The organism is Cellvibrio sp. UBA7661 (assembly GCA_002483365.1).
Classification (GTDB): domain Bacteria; phylum Pseudomonadota; class Gammaproteobacteria; order Pseudomonadales; family Cellvibrionaceae; genus Cellvibrio.
In genome coordinates this window covers 183835-203508 of the sequence record DLHT01000018.1, presented here as the reverse complement: position 1 = coordinate 203508, position 19674 = coordinate 183835, and the positions used below count along the sequence as shown (strand labels likewise).

Annotated in this window: 15 protein-coding genes and 1 riboswitch; of the genes, 8 read left to right on the top strand and 7 right to left on the bottom strand. The window is 45.9% G+C overall.

The window, feature by feature from the left end:
• Positions 1-71: 71 nt before the first annotated feature.
• Both B2739_RS16055 and B2739_RS16050 read left to right on the top strand, forming a co-directional pair.
• Positions 72-971: an AEC family transporter gene (locus tag B2739_RS16055; RefSeq protein WP_331346862.1), complete on the top strand. Its 900-nt coding sequence runs from the start codon at positions 72-74 to the stop codon at positions 969-971.
• 70 nt (positions 972-1041) lie between these two features.
• The gene (locus tag B2739_RS16050) at positions 1042-2406 is read left to right on the top strand and encodes an HD-GYP domain-containing protein (RefSeq protein WP_331346861.1); all 1365 of its coding nucleotides are present in this window, start codon (positions 1042-1044) and stop codon (positions 2404-2406) included.
• A 61-nt stretch (positions 2407-2467) separates the two neighbouring features.
• Here B2739_RS16050 and B2739_RS16045 read toward each other — a convergent pair whose 3' ends face one another.
• From B2739_RS16045 to xseA, 4 genes are all read right to left on the bottom strand, one after another.
• Positions 2468-3280, bottom strand: coding sequence for a thiazole synthase (locus tag B2739_RS16045; RefSeq protein WP_331346860.1), 813 nt, complete (start codon positions 3278-3280; stop codon positions 2468-2470).
• 4 nt (positions 3281-3284) lie between these two features.
• Positions 3285-3488, bottom strand: coding sequence for a sulfur carrier protein ThiS (gene thiS, locus B2739_RS16040; RefSeq protein WP_331346859.1), 204 nt, complete (start codon positions 3486-3488; stop codon positions 3285-3287).
• Between the two features lie 5 nt (positions 3489-3493).
• Positions 3494-4609: an FAD-dependent oxidoreductase gene (locus tag B2739_RS16035; RefSeq protein ID WP_331346858.1), complete on the bottom strand. Its 1116-nt coding sequence runs from the start codon at positions 4607-4609 to the stop codon at positions 3494-3496.
• 41 nt (positions 4610-4650) lie between these two features.
• Positions 4651-4786, bottom strand: a riboswitch (TPP riboswitch).
• Positions 4787-4836: 50 nt separating this feature from the next.
• Positions 4837-6192, bottom strand: coding sequence for an exodeoxyribonuclease VII large subunit (xseA, locus tag B2739_RS16030; RefSeq protein ID WP_331347110.1), 1356 nt, complete (start codon positions 6190-6192; stop codon positions 4837-4839).
• A 171-nt stretch (positions 6193-6363) separates the two neighbouring features.
• Between xseA and guaB the strand changes: the two genes are divergently transcribed.
• From guaB to B2739_RS16015, 3 genes are all read left to right on the top strand, one after another.
• Complete coding sequence (gene guaB, locus B2739_RS16025; protein WP_331346857.1) at positions 6364-7839, top strand: IMP dehydrogenase; 1476 nt, start codon at positions 6364-6366, stop codon at positions 7837-7839.
• A gap of 136 nt (positions 7840-7975) precedes the next feature.
• A complete protein-coding gene (gene guaA / locus B2739_RS16020; RefSeq protein WP_331346856.1) occupies positions 7976-9553 on the top strand; it encodes a glutamine-hydrolyzing GMP synthase in 1578 nt (525 codons plus the stop codon).
• 84 nt (positions 9554-9637) lie between these two features.
• Positions 9638-11158, top strand: coding sequence for a succinylglutamate desuccinylase/aspartoacylase family protein (locus B2739_RS16015; protein WP_331346855.1), 1521 nt, complete (start codon positions 9638-9640; stop codon positions 11156-11158).
• 58 nt (positions 11159-11216) lie between these two features.
• Here B2739_RS16015 and B2739_RS16010 read toward each other — a convergent pair whose 3' ends face one another.
• The 3 genes from B2739_RS16010 to B2739_RS16000 all read right to left on the bottom strand — a co-directional run bounded on the left by B2739_RS16010 (position 11217) and on the right by B2739_RS16000 (position 14450).
• Positions 11217-11762, bottom strand: a complete 546-nt coding sequence (locus B2739_RS16010) for a PEP-CTERM sorting domain-containing protein (protein WP_331346854.1) — start codon at positions 11760-11762, stop codon at positions 11217-11219.
• A gap of 186 nt (positions 11763-11948) precedes the next feature.
• Positions 11949-12425, bottom strand: coding sequence for an EVE domain-containing protein (locus B2739_RS16005; RefSeq protein WP_331346853.1), 477 nt, complete (start codon positions 12423-12425; stop codon positions 11949-11951).
• 27 nt (positions 12426-12452) lie between these two features.
• Positions 12453-14450, bottom strand: coding sequence for a VacB/RNase II family 3'-5' exoribonuclease (locus B2739_RS16000; protein WP_331346852.1), 1998 nt, complete (start codon positions 14448-14450; stop codon positions 12453-12455).
• Positions 14451-14660: 210 nt separating this feature from the next.
• On the opposite strand from B2739_RS16000, the gene B2739_RS15995 reads away from it, so the two are divergent.
• The 3 genes from B2739_RS15995 to B2739_RS15985 all read left to right on the top strand — a co-directional run bounded on the left by B2739_RS15995 (position 14661) and on the right by B2739_RS15985 (position 19655).
• Positions 14661-16379: a potassium/proton antiporter gene (locus B2739_RS15995; protein ID WP_331346851.1), complete on the top strand. Its 1719-nt coding sequence runs from the start codon at positions 14661-14663 to the stop codon at positions 16377-16379.
• Between the two features lie 26 nt (positions 16380-16405).
• Positions 16406-17875 carry an NAD-dependent succinate-semialdehyde dehydrogenase gene (locus B2739_RS15990; protein ID WP_331346850.1) on the top strand — a complete coding sequence of 490 codons (1470 nt, stop codon included), beginning with the start codon at positions 16406-16408 and terminating at the stop codon, positions 17873-17875.
• A 139-nt stretch (positions 17876-18014) separates the two neighbouring features.
• On the top strand, positions 18015-19655 hold the full coding sequence (locus B2739_RS15985; protein WP_331346849.1) for a methyl-accepting chemotaxis protein: 1641 nt from the start codon (positions 18015-18017) through the stop codon (positions 19653-19655).
• Positions 19656-19674 lie beyond the last annotated feature (19 nt).

Below are 19674 nucleotides of genomic sequence, written 5' to 3'. Positions count from 1 at the left end.
AGTTTCTATTTATATTTAGCATTGATCAGCTAAAGTAAGTTTAATTTTTTCGTCATTTGGTTGCTAACGTCATGTCCAACATAGCGGTTGTCATTATTTGTTTGCTGGTTGGATTATTGTTCCAGCGCAGTAAACATCTGCAAGAGAACGCGGCGGCATCGCTCAATGGATATGTCATTTACGTTGCCTTGCCAGCATTAATTCTTGCCGAAATTCCCAAACTCACCCTTAACCACGAAGCGCTGATTCCAGTCATAGTTGCCTGGGTTGTGATGTTTTTTAGCGCAGTGGTTACTTTTTTTACAGCGCGCTGGTTGCGCTGGTCGCGTGAAATTAGCGGGGCACTCATGCTACTAGTGCCCTTGGGGAATACCGGTTTTGTCGGAATTCCGCTCATAGAAGCTCACCTTGGCTCCCAGGCAATTCCCTATGCGATTTTGTATGACCAACTAGGGACATTTATTGCGCTCAATACTATTGGTGTTGCGCTTGCGGCTTACTATGCAGGCGGTGCAACATCGGCAACAAAAATTTTGCGCAATATAGTGGTGTTCCCTTCCTTCATCGCACTCGTTGCAGCCTTCTTGTTACGATTTTTTACATATCCGGATTGGTTTGCTGAGGCAGTTGCGCGAATTTCATCTACACTTGTTCCTGTGGTAATGGTTGCGGTGGGATTGCAGTGGCGGTTTAAACTGGAGTCCAATCATTTATTGCCATTGTTGCTGGGCATTTTTTATATTCTGGTGTTATCGCCAGCATTTGCCTGGTTTGGCTTGTGGTTGTTTGATATCCAGGGTTTGGTTGCGCAAGTGGTTGTATTGGAGGCAGCAATGCCGGCGATGATCTCTGCTGGCGTACTTGCCGTGAGTCATAACCTTGCACCACGTTTTGCTGCTTCCATGGTTGGCTATAGTTTATTGATAGGATTGGCCAGTGTTTGGTTATGGCGAATTCTTTTGGTGCATTAATTGCCCGGAATAGTTGTGTAAAGTGAACTAACAATAACTCCAATTTGTTTACGTCTGCATGGATGGTTTTATGTCGTATGATCAGCCGTCAATGCTGAAAAATGCATCATCTGTCTGGAATCCCTTGCGGTTAGATGCATATGATTTTTATCTGGCCCAGCTTTCTGCTTCAAACCCTGTCACTGCCACACAGGATATTTATTCTGTTGATGGCAGGCTGCTTATTTCTTCAGGCGATTTGATCTCCCGTAATACTCTGTTGTTATTAGGTGATGTCTTGTTGGCCGCACCGCTATCCCATTGCGTCCACATTCAAAAAACCATGTGTAATAGCGATTTTTTGCAGCATTTGGTCGATACCATCCGCAATACAGAATTTTTCCAGTCGCTGGAAGAACGTAAATATCCATTGGACTCCTTGCGGCCTGTAAGTGAAATGCTGGAGCATTTTCCGCGAGTGCAACAGCGCCTGACAGTCATGGCATCGCAAATGGAGAATTTGTTTCAGCGCACGTTGAGTGTAGGGCTGTGGTCTATTTTTATCGCTCAGGAAATGCGTTTGCCCCTTGATGAAACTCAGCGGATCTTTTGGGCTGCTATTACTCATGATTTTGGCATGATGCACATCCCACCCCGGATTCTTGCACATGAAGAGCTCACCGCTGACGAATGGCTTGTTTTGCAAGCACATGTTGATATTTCTTGCCAAATATTGCGTGAGGTTCCCGGGTTTTCTGATGAGTTAATTATTGCGGTAAGCGAACATCATGAACGTTGTGATGGCACTGGCTATCCAATAGGCAAAGTGGAAAGTGAAATTTCGTTGCCAGGGCAAATTCTTGCCTTGGCCGACAGTATTGTGGGTATTTACTACAATCGCTTTAAACCTTATGGCCGCCGCTGGCGAGAAGTGATTCCGGTGTTGGAATTAAACCGCGCAGCGTATTTGTATCGAGGTTGTGAAATTGTCAGCACTATGATTTTTCGTAGTGAAATTCCACTGGATAATGTCGTAGAGGGTAGTGAGGTTCCTGAGTTTGCAGAGCGCATGCTGCAACAAAATGAAAATTTACAGCAATGGTTTGCTGAACTAAGAGAAATACTGACTAATTTGGGTTACACCCATGGCGATCGTAAGCTGCACAGCTTACAAAACGTTGTACTGCATATCGCCTCTACTTTTAAAGGCAGTTTGTTATTTCATGAAGATTTGCGAGACTCTTTGCAATCTATCGCGAATCAGCAAGGCGTGAGCATCAATAAAGTAGTGGAAGATGCACTTCTACGGCAGCAGGAGATGGATTTTCATTTGCATCGCTTAACGCATATGCTGCAGGTCTATGTAAAATCGGGTGACTGCAAAAATATAAAAGTGGCCGCGGCATTGGCTGCAGGGCTGAAAAAAATTGGCGGCTTTTTGTTGCCGCCAACGTGATAATTGCTGGTTTTCAAATAGCTACCGGAACAAATCGCTGCCCGCTAAAATATTATTGTTTCTATTGTTGATGCCAAAATGGCTGGCCGACAGTAGGTGTGCTTGGGCTGGCTGTTTGGCGCTTTTGCATCAGGCCTGCTTTGAATGCTTTACGGCCTGCATCAATAGCATCGGCAAATGCTTCTGCCATTAACGGTGGATTGTGTGCCTTGGCTACTGCTGTGTTTAGTAATATCCCGTCAAAGCCCATTTCCATTGCCTCTGCTGCTTGTGAGGGAGCGCCGAGCCCCGCATCGATAATCATCGGAACATCCTTGATCCTTTCACGCAAGCTACGCAAGTTATATCGATTTAATAAGCCCTGGCCTGTACCTATGGGAGCGCCCCAAGGCATTAAGACTTCACAGCCGACATCCAACAAGCGTTTACATAAAATCAAATCATCTGTGCAGTAAGGTAATACCTTAAAGCCTTTTTTTATCAGGATGTCTGAAGCCTCTACCAACCCAAAGGGATCCGGTTGTAAGTTGTAGTCATCGCCAACGACTTCCAATTTTATCCAGTCAGTATTAAAAATTTCGCGCGACATTTCGGCAAGAGTGACTGCCTCTTTAACTGATTTACAGCCCGCTGTATTAGGGAGTAAGCGGCAACCACTTTCTTGAATGTATTGCCAAATAGCATCTCCATCGCGATTCGCCGGATTTTGACGGCGCAAGCCGAGTGTGACAATTTCACAGCGCGATTGGATAATTGAATCGCGCATTAATTGTGGCGATGCATAAAGTGCAGTGCCTAGTAAAAAGCGACTGGAAAAGGTTTCGCCATACAGTGTGAAATCGCGTGCGGGTAACGTTGATGTTGCATTATTCATGTGCTTAACCTCCGCCTACCGGGCGAACTATATCGATTTGATCGTTGGCATTGAGTATGCGTTGTGTGTAAGTGGAACGTGGTACAAACTCCTGATTGATTGCCACTGCAATTTTGCTGTCACCATAACCCCAATCACGCAATGCGTCACTTAGCAGCATCTCTGGGGTTATTGATTTAATTTCATTGTTTACACTGACGTGGATCATTGTTTTTAACCTGAAGGCTGAAGCAAATCGGGGAATAAAATAGTGTGGTCTTGCGCAACCTGTGCAAGCACTTGTTCAGTGACGGCGGGTGCCAACAAATAGCCGTGGCGGAATAACCCATTGGCAATAATGAGCCCGGGTCTGCAAAAAATCTTGGGCAGGTTATCCATAAATGCCGGGCGTAAGTTCGTGTCTGTCTCGATAATTCGTGCTTCGGCAAAAGCGGGTGATAACGTATAAAGTGCGCTACCTAACTCAAGTGATGATTGCAGCGTAACCGGTGACAGATCTTCACTTTCAATTTGCGTTGCACCAATAATGAACCGATTATCTGGTTTGGGAACGACATATAATTGGTAGCGCGGGTGCATTAATCGAACAGGGCGCTGTAAACGAATTTCGCTGGTCTCTACATGCAGGGTTTCACCGCGCACGCCGCGCAATTGTGTGAGTTGTGTTTTTGCCCCCAGTCCACGGCAATCAATAACCAGGTCGAATTTTTCAGTTCTATCAAGGGTGCGGATAGTATGCGGATCGACTTCTACAGGTGTGTTTTCGTAAATGGTAATGTTTAAGCGAATCAATTCATCGCCAAGTTGTTGTAGAAATTCACGATTATGCAAATGACCTTCTTCTTGCAAGAGGAGGCCGCGCAAAAAGTGTGAATGCAAGTCTGGTTCCAGTGTTTGAATTTCATGTCCGGATAACCATTGATAGTTGCGGCATTCAGGTACGACAAAATTTAATTCATTTTCAAATTGTTGCAGCTCGCTTTCATCTTGTGGGTGCGCAACCAGCAAGCTACCTTTGGCAAAAAATAATTGCGGATTCTGTTGAGGTAAATTTGCCTGCGGTAAATCGTTTAGCCATTGTGGCCAGCGCTGCAGTGCAAATTGGCCCATGCGATAAACATTTGCATCGGATACTACGGCTTCACTCAGTGGCGCTATCATTCCTGCCGCAGTAAACGCAGCCGCCCGCAGTGTGTCGTCCGGTTGTAATTTGCCAGCTTCGAAAATCGTGACGTCATGCCCCTGTAAGCGCAAGCGCCAGGCAATCAATCGACCTAACAGGCCTGCACCGGCAATGGCGATCTGCTGCGGGTTGATTTTGGTATTCATGGGTGCCTCGAAAAAATGAGGCGGAGGGCGGGGATATAGCTATCGCTATGCGCCTTGTTCCCTCCGCAGGTTCTAGCCTGTTCAGGTTCTACGGGTTGGGCCGAGCCCATCTCAGCCTCCGTACCAAATTTGCATTCGCATTCATGCAATTCAGCCAAGGCGCCCCGACAAGAAGTGCAGCCAATATACTCATGGCTTTTATTGTTCGCAATCAAAACCTGCAGGTTTTAGTGGGTATCTATCGACTCCACAATGCTATGAAAGCCACCGCCTGCTACCCGTATGTGAATGCGTTGGCCCGATTGGACTTGCTGCTGGTGCGTTATGATTCGCCCTGATTGTGCATCGCTTGCCAATGCAAATCCGCGCTCAAGTGTATTGAGTGGGCTCAGGGTGTTTAGCATGCGCGCCGCTGTAGTGAGCCGCTGTTTCTGATTATCTATGTACGCAAATTGGGTTTTAAATAGTTGTGTTCGTGCTGCATGTAGTCGATCGCGCAATTGTGTTAGCTGTACATGTGGATGATGCACCTGCATGCGCAGCCGCAATTGAGCGAGTTGGTGCTGGTGACGATCCAAAAGGTGTTTGATATGGTTTTTCAAGCGCAATTCGAGGTTGTCTAATCGTTGCGCTTGCTGCTCCAATCGTTCGCGTGGATGCCGTAAACGCAGGCGCAAATGTTGTAAGTGCTTTTGCAGATGCGCGAGTTTGCGCAGCATGGCTTCTTCCAGCAGCACCTCAAAACCGATGAATTTATCTAGCCATTCCTCGCTGTCGGGCACCAATATTTCCGCTGCTGCGGAGGGCGTTGGCGCTCGCAAGTCGGCAACAAAATCGGCGATCGTGAAATCGACCTCATGACCCACGGCGCTGACAATGGGAAGTGAACTATTAAAAATCGCGCGGGCGACAATTTCCTCATTAAATGACCAGAGATCCTCCATCGAGCCCCCACCGCGGGTTAGCAAGATGACATCGAACAGGTTGGCACGGTTGGCAAGCTCAATAGCATTGACAATTTGAGGCGCCGATTCTTTTCCTTGGACTGCGACCGGGATTACGCTGACCGGAATGCCAGCAAAACGTCGATCCAGTACACTTAGGACATCACGGATAGCCGCGCCGGTAGGCGACGTGATCACAGCGATATGTTTAGGAATTTTTGGTAGGGGCTTTTTATGAGCCTCGTTAAACAATCCTTCGGATGACAGGCGATGCTTTAATTCATCAAATGCGCGTTGTAATGCGCCGCTGCCAGCTTCCTCCATATGTTCGGCAATGATTTGATAATCACCGCGACCTTCATAAAGACTCACGCGAGCGCGGATCAATACGTGTTGCCCTTGTTGTGGCTTGAATCGCACCAGCATATTCCGGTTGCGGAACATGCAGCAGCGGACTTGGGCTTGCTCATCTTTTAGCGTGAAATACCAATGGCCAGATGAGGGGATTGACACATTAGAAAGTTCACCCTCTACCCAGAGTAAGGGTAAGTGTGTTTCCAAGAGCTGGCGCGCTTGACGGTTAAGCTGGCTAACACTAAGGATTTCCCGTTCAGGGGATTTGCTGAAAAGATCATTCATGGCGGATAGAGTCAAAAGCAGTTTGATACGCATTCTAGGCCAAGCATCGGTGTGCGGATAGCCTGAAAGCGTGCAATAGCCACAAGATATAGTGGTTATTGGTTTACCAGCGAGGATCGAATCGCTATAATTCCGCGTTTATTTTCCCGCTCTATTTTGAGGTTGGTTGCTATGTTGCGAATTACTGAAGAAGCCCTCACATTTGATGATGTGCTCCTTGTGCCAGGTTTTTCGGATGTCACACCGAAAGATGTATCCCTGAAAACCCAGTTGACTCGCAAGATCCAGCTAAATATTCCTCTGATTTCCGCTGCGATGGATACTGTCACCGAAGCACGCCTTGCTATTTCAATGGCGCAAGAGGGGGGTATAGGCATTATCCACAAGAACATGACTATCGAGCAGCAAGCTGCTGAAGTACGTGCTGTGAAGAAGTTTGAGGCCGGCGTAGTGAAAGACCCCATCACTATTGACTCCAGCGCAACCATTCGCGATTTGATCGCGTTGACCCGCAAAAATAATATTTCTGGTGTGCCGGTTCTGCACAACGGCGATCTAGTAGGCATAGTAACCGGTCGTGATGTGCGTTTTGAGACCAATCTGGATGCGAGTGTTTCCAGCATCATGACTCCCAAAGCACAGTTGGTGACAGTTAAAGAAGGTTTTACTGCAGAAGAAGTCCGCAATTTGTTGCACAAGCACCGCATCGAAAAAGTCCTAGTAGTGAATGATAACTTTGAGCTGCGTGGTTTGATTACCGTTAAAGATATGAATAAGGCTGAGAAGTACCCCAGCGCTTGTAAAGACCCTGAAGGTCGCTTGCGTGTAGGCGCGAGTGTCGGGACCAGCCGCGATACAGATGCGCGAGTCGATGCATTGGTTGAAGCTGGTGTTGATGTGTTAGTTGTTGACACTGCCCACGGTCACAGTAAAAACGTATTGGATCGCGTGCGCGCGATCAAAGTCAAATACCCGGATGTACAAGTGATTGGCGGTAATATCGCTACTGGTGCAGCTGCTTTGGCGTTGGTTGAAGCAGGTGCAGATGCGGTGAAAGTAGGAATTGGCCCAGGTTCGATTTGTACAACCCGTATCGTCAGCGGTGTAGGGGTTCCACAAATTTCTGCAATTGCAAATGTTGTCGCAGCCCTGAAGGGGACCGGTGTTCCTGCTATTGCAGATGGCGGTATTCGTTACTCCGGTGACATCGCCAAAGCGGTCGTTGCTGGTGCTTATGCGGTGATGATGGGCTCTATGTTTGCCGGTACCGAAGAGGCTCCCGGTGAAGTGGAACTGTATCAAGGCCGCACTTATAAGGCCTACCGCGGCATGGGATCATTGGGTGCCATGTCACAATCGCAAGGTTCCAGCGATCGCTACTTTCAGGACGCCAGTGCAGGTGCTGAAAAGTTGGTTCCAGAAGGAATTGAAGGGCGAGTCTCCTATAAGGGCCCTCTGGCGGCCATCGTTCATCAAATGATGGGTGGTTTGCGCTCAGCAATGGGTTATACCGGTTGTGCTGATTTGGAATCTATGCGCACCAAACCTGAGTTTGTGCGTGTAACCGCCGCGGGCATGGGGGAAAGCCATGTGCACGATGTACAAATCACCAAAGAAGCACCGAATTATCCAATTGGTGGCCGTTAATTAGTGGTTTTTACTAAGATGTGCGTAACAAGCGCAGTAGAGAAGAAAAACTCGGGTTAAGCCCGAGTTTTTCGTTTCAGCAGAATTCATTTTTAATATTTTATTTTCTGATTTTTTATTTCGAGCAGGGCACAACATGTCTCATGATATTCATGCACAGCGAATTCTTATTTTGGATTTCGGTTCACAGTACACCCAGTTAATTGCACGTCGCGTACGCGAGATTGGCGTATTTTCGGAGATCCGCGCTTGGGATATGAGTGACGACGAAATTCGCGAATACAATCCAAAAGGCATTATTTTGGCGGGTGGACCAGAATCGGTTCACGAAGCAAATTCACCGCGTGCGCCAAAAGCAGTATTTGATTTGGGTGTGCCGGTTTTTGGTATTTGCTATGGCATGCAAACCATGGCAGAGCAAATGGGTGGTGCAGTAGAAGGTTCGAATGTTCGTGAGTTTGGCTATGCGCAAATAAAAGTGCATGGAGAATCATCACTGTTTAACGATATCAAAGACCATGTCGATCAAGATGGTAGCGCATTGCTTGATGTTTGGATGAGCCACGGTGACAAAGTGACGAAAATGCCGGAAGGCTTTCGTTTAATGGCATCAACACCGTCGTGTGCAATTGCTGGCATGTATGACGAAGCTAAAAAATTCTATGGTGTGCAGTTTCATCCCGAAGTAACTCATACATTGCAAGGTAAGCGCATGTTTGAACACTTTGTTCTGCAAACCTGTGGCTGTGAACCCTTGTGGACACCTGCAAATATCGTTGAAGATGCGATTAAAAAAGTTAAAGCGCAAGTTGGTACAGACAAAGTGTTACTTGGTCTTTCTGGCGGCGTGGATTCCTCAGTGGTTGCAGCGTTATTACACAAAGCAATTGGCGATCAACTGACGTGCGTATTTGTTGATAACGGTTTGCTGCGTAAAAACGAAGGCGACCAAGTCATGGACATGTTCGCCAAAAATATGGGCGTGCGTGTTATTCGTGCTGATGCAGAAGAACAGTTTCTCAGTAAGCTTGCGGGTGTGAACGACCCTGAGAAAAAACGCAAAATTATTGGTGGTACTTTTATCGATGTCTTCGATGTCGAAGCAACCAAACTCAAGGATGTTAAATGGTTAGCCCAAGGCACTATTTATCCCGATGTGATTGAGTCTGCCGCTGCAAAAACCGGAAAGGCTCATGTTATTAAATCGCACCACAATGTGGGTGGTTTGCCAGAAGATATGGCATTCAAGCTTGTTGAGCCGTTGCGAGAATTATTCAAAGATGAAGTGCGTGCGATTGGTTTAGAGTTGGGGTTGCCCTACGATATGGTTTATCGCCACCCATTCCCTGGTCCCGGCTTGGGAGTCCGTATTCTTGGCGAAGTGAAAAAAGAATACGCTGATATCCTGCGCGAAGCCGATGCTATTTTTCTTGAGGAGTTACATGCATCCGGTTGGTATCACAAAACCTCGCAGGCGTTCGCTGTATTCCTTCCAGTAAAATCGGTTGGGGTAGTAGGTGATGGCCGTCGTTACGAATGGGTAATTTCGTTGCGCGCTGTAGAGACTGTTGATTTTATGACTGCACGATGGGCTCATTTGCCTTATGAGCTACTTGAAAAGGTTTCAGGTCGTATTATCAATGAAATCTCTGGTGTATCGCGTGTTTGCTATGACGTATCAAGCAAGCCGCCTGCAACTATTGAATGGGAATGATCTTCTGTTAAATCATTGTTCAGGATTAATCACACGGATGTGTGCTGTACAGTAACATTCCTATACTAATGAGATACTGAGTTTATGCAGCGAAAGTTTCCCTTGTTGGTCATTAATTTATTTTCTGCTTGTCTGCTTTCTGTTGGATTTTTTTATTCCGGCCTTGTGTTGGCGCAAACAAATTCCAGTTCATCTGGTGATTCATCCGTTTTACTTCTCGCACAACATGCTGCATCAAGCCGCAAGCCTATCATTACAGCATCATCATCCAGCTCAGCTGCTAGTACTGAGATTAGTAGCAGTTCAGCAATAAACGCTGAAATATCATCCTCTGCTATAGGGCAGTCATCCAGCACGCAATCGTCCACTGTAAGTTCGGTGATTGGGTTCAGCAGTGCTGTGGCGAGTACGGCTGTATCCAGTGCAGTACAGATAACATCTTCAGCGAAATCCAGTCATAGCGCACAATCTTTCAGTGAGACAATTGCGGATGACACCATAACTCTATCCAAATTTATTTTGGATACAGAAGTAAAACCCAACTCTTCAGTACGTTTAACCTGGAATTCAGATGCAGCGGTAGGAACGTTTAGCGAAGCAACGCCTGTTTTGGTTGTGAATGGCGCAACCCCCGGAAAAACATTGTGCCTGACTGCAGCAGTTCATGGTGATGAATTAAATGGAATTGAAATGATTCGTCGCGTTATTTTTAACATCGATCCCGCTAAATTAAACGGTACTATTATTGGTGTACCTGTGGCGAACATTATGGGATTTCGCCGCAACTCCCGTTACTTGCCTGATCGTCGTGATTGGAATCGTTATTTTCCTGGGAACACTCGCGGCAGCTCTGCATCGCGTTTAGCGCACTCCTTCTTCAGTAAAATTATTATGCATTGTGACTCCCTTGTAGATCTTCATACCGGGTCGTTTCACCGCACAAATCTTCCACAGTTACGCGCGGATCTTTCTGATGAAAACGTAGCGCGTCTTGCACAGAATTTTGGTGTAATCGCCGTGTTGAATGGTCGCGGTAATCCGAACTCTCTCCGAGCAGCGGCTGTGCGCGCAGGCATTCCAGCGGTTACATTGGAGGCAGGTGAACCAATGGCAATGCAGAGCGATGTAGTGGAGGAGGGGGTAATGGCAATTAATACATTGCTAGCCAAAACAGGAATGTATGGTAAACAAAAGCGCTGGAATCGTATTGCCCCTGTTTATTATCGCTCAGCATGGGTACGCGCAAACCAGAGTGGCATTTTATTTAGCAAGGCTACCTTGGGGCAACGAGTTAAAGAAGAGGATGTTTTAGGTACCGTTACAGATCCTATTACTAATGCGCGCACTACTATTAAGTCACCATACAATGGTCGCATTATCGGGATGGCGTTGGATCAAGTGGTGTTGCCCGGATTTGCTGCTTACCACATCGGTATTCAAACTCCTGAAGCTATTCTGATAGAAGAAAGTCAGATGAATGGAGAATTGCTCGAGACTGAAGAGGACGAAGAAGATGGCGATGACTCTGGCGTTGATCCGGCTGATGAAATGGATGAACCTGAAACGGGTGTGAGTAAAGCGCAGGATCGGATGGCGGATGAGTAGTAAAAAGGCCAGCAGTTTTTGCTGGCCTTTTTGTTTTTACTTGAGATTGTTTTTGTTTTTACTTGAGATTTTTTTGTCTACGACGAGCCAAACCAAGCCCCAACAGACCTAAGCAAGTCAACAGCAAAGTGGACGGCTCGGAAACTTCAGTTTTGGTGTATTTGCCAAATTCACTGACGTGACTAATCGTCAATGATTTTAAGTCAGGTAGTTTGAATCCAGCCTCTAATTTGGAAAAATCTACTACCCCCCAATTGGCATTGGCATTGTTTTCAAAAACAGCCCACCAGCGTGCATTTTTGATCAGGAAATATCCTGGAGTTGATTGCAGTTCGAACGCAAAAATGTTCGCAGATTCGGTGGCAAAATAATTCACTTTCTCTTCTTTGATTACGAAAGTGGTGTCCGGATGAAGTATTGAGTTAACCCAGTCGGTCTCAGTTGTAGGGTTGCTATTGGCTAATCCGGTTACGGTTGCCAATAACGTATCTTCAACACCGACATTGGTACCTGCAAAGCTACCAACCTGAATGACGTAAGCGTTTGCCGAATGCCCAGCACACAAAGATGCAGTGATAATTAGGGTAGAAATCAATTTCTTCATGGTAGCTGTTCCCGACAGTGTTCAATAACAGAATGATGGCGCTAAATTCAACATTTTGAAAGCAATTTAAATGCTACTTTTCTGCTTGAAAAAATCACAATAAAATCAATGTGATATCGGTTGGTATCATTAAGTGCAAGTTTTTTGTGTCAAATAAATCGACACTTTTCTTGTTTCAGCTAAAAATTATGAGCAGGGAGTACTGGCAAGCCCGGATATTAATTTCCACTCCGATAGTGTTACTGGTTGCGTGGATAACCGGCCTTGTTTCACTAGCACCATATCTTGTAATTGAGGGTGTGCTTTAATTTCAGCCAGCGGAATCAACCGCGGAAATATTGTAGTCAGTTGGATATCCACTGAAAACCAGCGCGGATTTTCCGGTGTTGATTTTGGGTCGTAGTAATTACTTTCCGGATTAAATTGTGTGGGGTCTGGGTAGGCCGTTTTCACAACCTTTGCAGTACCAACAATGCCAACATTTTTACAGCTACTATGGTAGATAAAGACTTCGTCACCAAGCTTTACGTGATCGCGCAAAAAATTCCTTGCCTGATAATTGCGAATGCCATCCCAGCGGCCAGTTTTGTTTGGCGCCGAAGCGAGATGATTTATGCCATAAATATGGGGTTCCGCTTTGAATAACCAATATTTCTGCGTCATAAATCCTCTCGTTTGAGGGTGTGTTAATTAAAGCCATGCACTTAAGCGCTGCGCAGTTTCTTCGCTAATAATTTCCAATCCTATTTTGCGTTTTTCAATATCGACATCTTTCACCAGAACGTAGACTTTATCGTCCAAACGCCAGGTTTTTCCATCGATAGTCAAACTTAGTCGGCGCGAATCGAACTGCGCTTTAATATTGCCCTCTTTGGGTGCAAGTAATGCATAGCCATCTAATCCCCAGTCATCGAGTTTTATGCCCAAGCCGAATGAATTAACTAGTGCAACACTGCCTTGATGCAGGCTCCCTATGTGCTGGGCTGCATACTGGCAACCCAGCCAGGTTTCTGTATAGCGGCCTGCTTGGCGACCATTATTCAGCTGGTTTTGCAGAGCGCCTGCGAATTGTTTCTTATCCAAAATATCAATGGGCGGTTCGCCACGTAAAATACGTTTAATAGCGATGTGGTTGAATAAATCGTTGTAACGGCGAATGGGGGATGTCGCCATCGCATAAGCCCGAAAACCCAAGCCAAAGTGTGGGGTTGGTTCAAACGTCAGCGAGCCAGCCTGAAGCATGCGCTGCAACAATGAGTGCAGTGCGCTACTTGCAGGATGGTTCGTTGGGTTCAAACGCAATTCGCGGAATAACCTTATAAATGCATCCAATTGTGTCAGATCGCCCGGGCTTAAATCCGGGCGATCTTCCTGGATTAATGCTAGTGCATCATTAATACGCTCAGGGCGAAAACCGATGTGTCCTGAGAAAATCCCATAACCCGGATGTTGCAAAAAGAATTCGCCAGCGCATAAGTTGGTAGCCAGCATGGCTTCTTCAATCATGCGGTGTGCAATATTGCGTTCGCGTTTTTCAATATGGTCAATTTTTTTCTGTTCATTCAATACAAAAGAATAATCAGGACGCTCTTCCATTATTAATGCATTGCTTTGACGATATTGCGCACGCGCTTGCGCACACACTTTCAATTCCATCAGCATATTATGAATAAAAGCTGGTGCTCCAAGCGATGAGTCGCTTGTTTCCATCAGTGCATCGAATACACCTTGGTAGCTTAATTTGTGATGAGAGCGGATTTGTGCTTCAACAAAAGTGAATGAACTGATAGTCCCGTCGTGCTGGATTTGCATTTTACAAACTAATGCAGGCCGTTTTTGTTCCGGCACTAGTGAGTAGGTGTCATGGGAAAGGTCAACCGGCAGCATAGTGACGGTCTGCCCAAGTAAGTAGTGTGTGCTGGCGCGGGCACGTGCTGTTTGCTCAAGTGGGCTATCAAATGTGATGTGCTTGCTTGGGTCCGCAATTGCTGTAAACAATTCCCAGCCATTGTCATTTGATGCAATATAAATCGCATCATCCATGTCACGTGTATTTTCGGAGTCTATTGTGACAAAGGGTAGGTGAGTTAAATCCTGCTCATTGTTCTCAAAGGTAAGTGGAGACCAGTTGATACTACCTGCTTGCGTTTGTGCAGCTGTGGGCCACTCAAAAGGAATTTGGAATTTGGCGATGCTGTAACGGCTTTCTACGCCGGGTTCATCGGGAGTTCCTATACGATTAAGGATATGGATTTGTACTTTGCCATCATTATTAAACGGGTGGCGCGCAACAGTACAGTGGATTAAATCGCCTACTTTAAAGCCTTTGCGCTCTTGTGGAGGAATAAACAACCAGCGATTAAAATTGTTTATGTCGGGCTCAACAAAATCGGCAGTACCCTTATTGACATAACGCCCCACGAATTCCTGTAGTCCAGGCGTAATGAGTCTGGTCAATTTTGCTTCAAATTGACCCTTGTTATTGGTTGTAATTTCAGCTTCGACACGATCATCTGGCAGCACTCGCATCATTTGATCTGGATCGATAAACGCCTCGCGACCATCATCTAATAATAAAAAACCAAAACGTTTGGTGGTGGTGCGTACGAGTCCTTGAGAAATGTCTTTACTGACTGAAATAGCAGACTTGAGTTGGGCGAGTTGTTGCAGGGCATCTTTATTGAGCATGGGGTACAACTTATAAAGTAAGGATTATGGCGCGATTATAGCTGGAATTGCCGGCGCTGTTGCGCAAATATGGGGCAGCTATTTTTTTTCACATATATAGGCTTTACTGATTGTTAACGGTGAGCCTTTTGACAGCATCCAGCCGCATCAGGTTACAATCGCTGCGACTTAGTATTTGTTTTTATTGGAATTCTTTGAAAGGGTTGTTTTTTGGACACAGTCACTATTAATAACATCTTGCTGGTGGGAGCGCTTTTAGTTGCTGCCAGTATTTTGCTTAGCTCAATTTCTACCCGTGTTGGGGTTCCTATCCTGGTCATATTTCTGGGAGTGGGAATGATGGCGGGGGTCGATGGCCCCGGTGGCATAGTGTTCAATGATTACTCTACCGCTTATCTGGTAAGCAACCTGGCATTAGCCATTATTTTACTTGATGGTGGTATGCGTACACGTACTACAACTTTCCGAGTGGCACTTTGGCCAGCGCTGTCACTGGCTACAGTCGGTGTTGTGATTACCTCGGGTTTGACCGGTATTGCGGCGGCCTGGTTGTTTGATTTGTCATTGATAGAGGGTTTGTTGATAGGTGCGATTGTAGGCTCAACCGATGCCGCAGTGGTATTTAACCTGCTCAATGGCAAAGGGTTGAACGAGCGTGTTGGCTCAACTCTTGAGATTGAATCGGGTAGTAATGATCCAATGGCGGTGTTTCTTACCGTTACGTTGATTGCCATGATTGCAGCTGGTCAGACCCAATTTACCTTGGGCGTGTTGGGCAGCTTTGCCCAACAGTTTGGTATTGGAATCGCTTTGGGATTAGTTGGAGGTTGGTTGTTATTACAGTTGATCAATCGTCTGACTATCGCTGATGGTTTGTATCCGTTATTGGCAGTGAGCGGTGGGATTATGCTGTTTGCGCTGTCTGGTTTTTTGGGCGGTAGCGGTATTCTGACTGTCTATGTGTGCGGCTTGTTATTAGGCAATCGCCCGATTCGTAATCGTCACGGCATTTTACATATGTTTGATGGCCTGGCATGGTTGAGTCAGATCGGTATGTTCCTGGTGTTGGGCTTATTGCTTACACCCAGTCAATTGCTTCCTATTGCCATACCGGCATTGTTGTTATCTTTATGGATGATTTTATTTGCTCGTCCGCTGTCTATCTTCATTGGGCTTTTACCTTTCCGCAGTTTTAATCTTAAAGAGCGAACATTTATTTCCTGGGTTGGATTGCGCGGTGCCGTACCGGTAATTTTGGCTGTTTTTCCATTGATGGCGGGATTGGAAAATGCCCAACTCTTTTTCAATGTGGCCTTTTTTATCGTACTGGTGTCATTGTTGGTTCAAGGCACAACGCTTGGATTCGCGGCTAGAAAAGCGAATGTGGTGGTGCCGGCAATTCCATCGCCTATATCCCGTGCGGGTCTTGAAATTCATGTGACCAGTCAATGGGAAATGTTTGTTTATAAACTGGGGGCTGAAAAATGGTGCATAGGTGCAGCGCTGCGCGAACTAAAAATGCCGGAAAATACACGTATTGCGGCTTTATTTCGAGATAAGGAATTGCTTCACCCGTCGGGCAGTACCACCCTGATGGCGGGAGATATTTTATGCGTAGTGGGTCATGACCACGACTTGCCTGCATTAGGGCGATTATTCAGTGAAGCACCCAAGCGCACGCTGGATGTCAGCTTCTTCGGTGATTTTATTATTCAAGGTGATGCCGAATTACGTGATCTCGCTATGCTTTATCGACTGGATATGAAAGGTCATGAAATGCACACCACTTTGGGTGAATTGATCACCGAAATGGTAGGGGGCAAACCTGTAGTGGGCGATAAATCAGAATGGAGCGGGATGTTGTGGACTATTGCTGAGGTTGAAGGTAATAGCGTACGCAAAGTCGGTGTTAAACCTGTTGCAAAATAAACCCTTCTGCTATGGATGATTCATCAATGCCCATCTCCGAACTTGGTAATCCATTACTGCTTCGTACAGGTGCATTCATTGGAGGCAAGTGGTGCGAGTCTGACTCGAAAAAATATTTTCCGGTGACGAACCCGGCTACCGGTGAATTGATTACCAGGGTTGCTGATGCTGGGGCGGAGGATGCTCGCAGGGCAATTAGTGCAGCTGCTCAGGCTCAATCGAGTTGGGGGCAAAAAACGGCGCAGGAGCGTAGCCGTTTATTACATGCCTGGCATGCTTTAGTGCTGAAATATTTGGATGATTTAGCGCTAATCCTTACACTGGAGCAAGGCAAACCCTTGCGCGAAGCGCGCGCTGAAATTGCTTACGGTGCAAGTTATATCGAATGGTTTGCTGAAGAAGCGAAGCGTATCTATGGCGATGTCATCGCACCACAACATCCCGATCAGCGGATACTTGTCATCAAACAGCCGGTGGGTGTAGTAACGGCAATAACACCCTGGAACTTTCCCAATGCCATGCTGGCACGCAAGCTGGCACCTGCTTTGGCTGCCGGTTGTGCTGTTGTAGCAAAGCCAGCCGCTGAAACACCGCTCTCGGCGTTAGCGCTTGCATGGTTAGCGGAAGAGGCTGGTATTCCCGCAGGCGTTATTAATATCGTTCCATCCACTGACGCGTCTTCAATCGGTGTTGAGTTTTCATCAAATAAGCTTGTACGCAAACTTTCGTTTACGGGCTCTACCCGAGTTGGAAAATTATTAATCCAGCAATGTGCAGATGATGTGAAGCGTATTACTTTGGAGTTGGGAGGTAATGCGCCTTTTATCGTATTTGAAGATGCTGATCTTGATGTTGCTGTAGCAGGAGCGATGGCTTCCAAGTTTCGTAATGCAGGACAAACCTGCGTATGTGCCAATCGATTTTATATCCATCGTAATATCCAAAATATTTTTTGCGCCAAATTGATACAAGCGATGCAGTCACTGAGTATTGGCAATGGCGTAGAAAATGAAACTCAAATAGGACCTTTGATTTCTCAAGCGGCAGTTAACAAAGTGCAAACGTTAGTCGATGACGCTTTAAAAAAAGGAGCTTTAATTGCCTATCAAGCTGATCTTGAGAAATCGCTTGCCGAAACAGGTTTTTATTATCCTCCTACAATGCTATGCAATATCGCCAGTGATTCCATTTTATTAACACAAGAGATTTTTGGTCCGGTTGTGGCAGTACTGCCTTTTGATTCGGACGAAGAGGTTGTCGAACTTGCAAATAATACCGATTATGGATTGGCTGCTTATTGTTTTACCCGTGATACCAAAAGAATAAAAAGGCTTTCTGAGGTTTTGGTGACAGGTATGTTGGGAATTAATACAGGCGTTATTTCAAACGCAATGGCTCCGTTTGGCGGGGTCAAACATTCTGGGTGGGGAAGGGAAGGCGCTCATTATGGTATCGCCGACTATCTTGAAATCAAATACATTTGCGAACAGTTTTAATTATCTCTATCTGCAACAACTGAAAAAATTACGCGTAATCCCTTCTTGCCTTGTATTTTTTCCAGTAGCAAATTTATTAAACGTTACTAAACTTAATCTATTAGCCATTTAGCAACTGAAAAGTGAAAAGGGGTTTTCCATGTTTGGCTGGTATCAACGGTTAAGTCTTCGCTGGAAACTCACGCTACCTTTATTGCTATTGGTGGTATTGGTGCTCTATATGGGGCTGCATGCAATGAGTACAAGTAAAATACTCGGAAGCAATGCAACTACCATTGCTAAAGTTAATTTGCCTGAAATCCAGTTATTGATACAGGCAGATAGAGACCTTTACCAATCATTAACGGCAGAAAGGGCACTCTTGCAACTGGATTCAAATGAGCATCAATCCTTATCTGAAGAGCAGAGTGAAAACGCTAAGCAAGCCTATGACCGGGTATATCAATCGCTTGATATCTCCGAGACAGCCACGTCCGCAGAGCGGGAAGAATTTACTCGCAGGTATAACGCGTGGAAAATCCAGGCGGCTGATGTTGTCAACACTGCTCGCTTGAGTGATGATGCAAGCCGTGCCGCCGCACGTGAAAAATCTTACGGTAGCGCACTTGAGGCCTTTGAGCATTTGCGTAATTACATTGATGAACTCCAAGAGAAACGACTTGGAGAAGTAGATGAATTTACAGTGCAAATTGATAAGGATTTAGATAGCAGTTCAACCCAATTATTGGTTTTAGTTATTCTCGGCACATTAGTCAGCGGCTTGGCCGCATACTTTTTACCCGTATTGGTTGCCGATCAAGTGCGGCAAATCAGTCATCGTATCCACAATATCGCCGAAGGCGATGGCGATCTCACTGCTCGTTTGCCTGTTAACACTAAAGACGAGCTGGGTGAGCTTGCTACCAATGTAAATCAATTTATTGAAAAGCTGCAGCGCATCATTAGCGATGTTTTGGTGAATGCTGCAGAAGTATCAAAAGCAGCAGAATCTTTATTGGTGGTATCGAGTAATAGCCAGCGTGCAGCAGATGACCAATGCCATGCAATTACGATGGTGGTTACAGCAGTGAACGAATTAACAATGGCTATCCAGGAAGTTGCACGTAACACAAGCAATACAGCGCAAAATACTAAAGACGCAACTGCTATTACTGATCGTGGTCAGGAGCGAATTCATCTTGCAGTTGAACATGTAAGAGGGTTGGCTATACGTATTAGTGAAACTGCGGAGTTTATGTCGCGCTTGGAAAATGAAGCCAAAAATGTAACGTCTGTGATCGATGTCATTCGTGGTGTTGCAGAACAAACCAATTTGCTTGCATTAAATGCAGCCATAGAAGCGGCTCGCGCTGGCGAGCAAGGCAGAGGTTTTGCTGTAGTTGCAGATGAGGTGCGCACACTTGCGAGCCGTACACAGCAATCTACAGCAGACATTCATGGGATGTTAAGCCAGTTGCAGCAAGGCGTACAGCGGGCGGTAGATGCAATGGGCAGTAGCGCAACCATGACATCGGACGCTGTGGCATCAGCAACTGAAGCGGGGCAATCGTTGACTGGTATTGGAACCGCAGTAAAGCAAATTTCAGACATGACATTGCAAATTGCCACGGCTGCAGAACAACAAAGTTCAGTTACAGCTGAGATTGATAAGAATTTAGTGCAAATTAATACACTAGCAATGAATACTGCGGAGGGTGCATCCAAAACAGCGGAACAAAGCCAACATTTAAATGAGTTATCAATTCAACTGCGGCAAATGCTTACGCAATTTAAAGTCTAAATGGTGTTCAGCCAGTTGT

What these genes read in the sequence shown, in the direction of transcription:
- B2739_RS16055 (WP_331346862.1), top strand. Translation starts at nt 72, where the DNA reads ATGTCCAACATAGCGGTTGTCATTATTTGTTTGCTGGTTGGATTATTG.
- B2739_RS16050 (WP_331346861.1), top strand. Translation starts at nt 1,042, where the DNA reads ATGTCGTATGATCAGCCGTCAATGCTGAAAAATGCATCATCTGTCTGG.
- B2739_RS16045 (WP_331346860.1), bottom strand. Translation starts at nt 3,280, where the DNA reads ATGAATAATGCAACATCAACGTTACCCGCACGCGATTTCACACTGTAT.
- thiS (WP_331346859.1), bottom strand. Translation starts at nt 3,488, where the DNA reads ATGATCCACGTCAGTGTAAACAATGAAATTAAATCAATAACCCCAGAG.
- B2739_RS16035 (WP_331346858.1), bottom strand. Translation starts at nt 4,609, where the DNA reads ATGAATACCAAAATCAACCCGCAGCAGATCGCCATTGCCGGTGCAGGC.
- xseA (WP_331347110.1), bottom strand. Translation starts at nt 6,192, where the DNA reads ATGAATGATCTTTTCAGCAAATCCCCTGAACGGGAAATCCTTAGTGTT.
- guaB (WP_331346857.1), top strand. Translation starts at nt 6,364, where the DNA reads ATGTTGCGAATTACTGAAGAAGCCCTCACATTTGATGATGTGCTCCTT.
- guaA (WP_331346856.1), top strand. Translation starts at nt 7,976, where the DNA reads ATGTCTCATGATATTCATGCACAGCGAATTCTTATTTTGGATTTCGGT.
- B2739_RS16015 (WP_331346855.1), top strand. Translation starts at nt 9,638, where the DNA reads ATGCAGCGAAAGTTTCCCTTGTTGGTCATTAATTTATTTTCTGCTTGT.
- B2739_RS16010 (WP_331346854.1), bottom strand. Translation starts at nt 11,762, where the DNA reads ATGAAGAAATTGATTTCTACCCTAATTATCACTGCATCTTTGTGTGCT.
- B2739_RS16005 (WP_331346853.1), bottom strand. Translation starts at nt 12,425, where the DNA reads ATGACGCAGAAATATTGGTTATTCAAAGCGGAACCCCATATTTATGGC.
- B2739_RS16000 (WP_331346852.1), bottom strand. Translation starts at nt 14,450, where the DNA reads ATGCTCAATAAAGATGCCCTGCAACAACTCGCCCAACTCAAGTCTGCT.
- B2739_RS15990 (WP_331346850.1), top strand. Translation starts at nt 16,406, where the DNA reads ATGCCCATCTCCGAACTTGGTAATCCATTACTGCTTCGTACAGGTGCA.
- B2739_RS15985 (WP_331346849.1), top strand. Translation starts at nt 18,015, where the DNA reads ATGTTTGGCTGGTATCAACGGTTAAGTCTTCGCTGGAAACTCACGCTA.